Origin of the sequence: Methanosarcina spelaei (genome assembly GCF_002287235.1) — an archaeon.
In the GTDB taxonomy this organism is placed as follows: Archaea; Halobacteriota; Methanosarcinia; order Methanosarcinales; family Methanosarcinaceae; genus Methanosarcina; species Methanosarcina spelaei.
Genome location: NZ_LMVP01000304.1, coordinates 1 through 1,099, shown reverse-complemented (window position 1 = coordinate 1,099; position 1,099 = coordinate 1). Strand labels below are relative to the sequence as shown.

Annotated in this window: 1 protein-coding gene; it reads right to left on the bottom strand. The window is 36.8% G+C overall.

Annotated features, from left to right (window positions below; all coding sequences use genetic code 11):
- Positions 1-19: 19 nt before the first annotated feature.
- Positions 20-1,012: an IS701 family transposase gene (locus ASJ81_RS13375; protein ID WP_095644845.1), complete on the bottom strand. Its 993-nt coding sequence runs from the start codon at positions 1,010-1,012 to the stop codon at positions 20-22.
- Positions 1,013-1,099 lie beyond the last annotated feature (87 nt).

Below are 1,099 nucleotides of genomic sequence, written 5' to 3'. Positions count from 1 at the left end.
AACTCCACAAATATATGAATTAATTTAATGTGTATATGGGATTATTTAAATATGCTGTCACTGCCACTCTTCTAATTTTCATAGCACATTCAAACCAGGATACTCCACTTTTGATTCTTTGTAATTCCAGTCTGAGAAAAGCTCTTAATGAGAACATTATATGTGTTCTTTGTGATTCTTCCTTTCTTGCCTGGCATTTTTCGACACCACAGAATTGCTTTATTCCTCTATGGTATTCCTCAATTTTCCATGACTTCTTTGCCAAATCTTCACGTTTTGATTCGTTCATATCCTGCACATCTGTAACCCAGTGTTGCGTGTCTCCATCTTTTGAAACTATCCGAAACACCTTTACAAACCCATATGCTTTGAGGTGAACCACAAGTCCTTTTGGAGGAATATCTACTATTTCAAGTGGCAGATTTCCTTTGTTGTCAGGATTTACCAAGCGATTATTTTTTAACCTTGTAAGGAAATGCCATTCTTTTTTCCTAATGGCTTTAAGGTTTTTCACACTTGCATACCATGTATCAAATAAAACAAATTCGGGATTAAAACCACGTTCTTCAGCTTTATCAAGCATATCACGGAAATGGTCATTCTTAGTTTTGTCGTCTTCGTCGATGTTATAAATTCTAAAATCGATAGGTATAACGGTTGTACCGTCAGTCCAAACTAAGGAAACAAGACCTATCCCCTTTACAGTACGATGATGTTTTCCACTCCACATACGACGAACAAAAGCCATTTCTTCTGCGTATGGTTTATCTAATGTTGAATCGTCGACAATTAGAAAGCCTTCTTTAAGCTTGACATGACTTTTTACTTCCTCCCATAGTGCTTCTGTGTCTGAAGGTTGCCTTTGAAGGCAACGAGTAAAAGCGTCATGAGAAGGAGCATTAGCTACGTTTGGATAACATCTAGCAGCTTCAGTGCAACTAAAAACGTTAGAAGCTGCGATGAGGAAATTAATGTAGTCTGTGTCGTTACACTTGGGTGGGTTTATGTCCATAACTCCGTATGTTTTTAGAGGATCACTTATATATAATTATATTTTAAATGGCATTAAGTTTTCGACATTTCAAGTGCGTAAGTCCTA

Coding starts and splice junctions, on each gene's coding strand:
- ASJ81_RS13375 (WP_095644845.1), bottom strand. CDS start 1,012: ATGGACATAAACCCACCCAAGTGTAACGACACAGACTACATTAATTTC.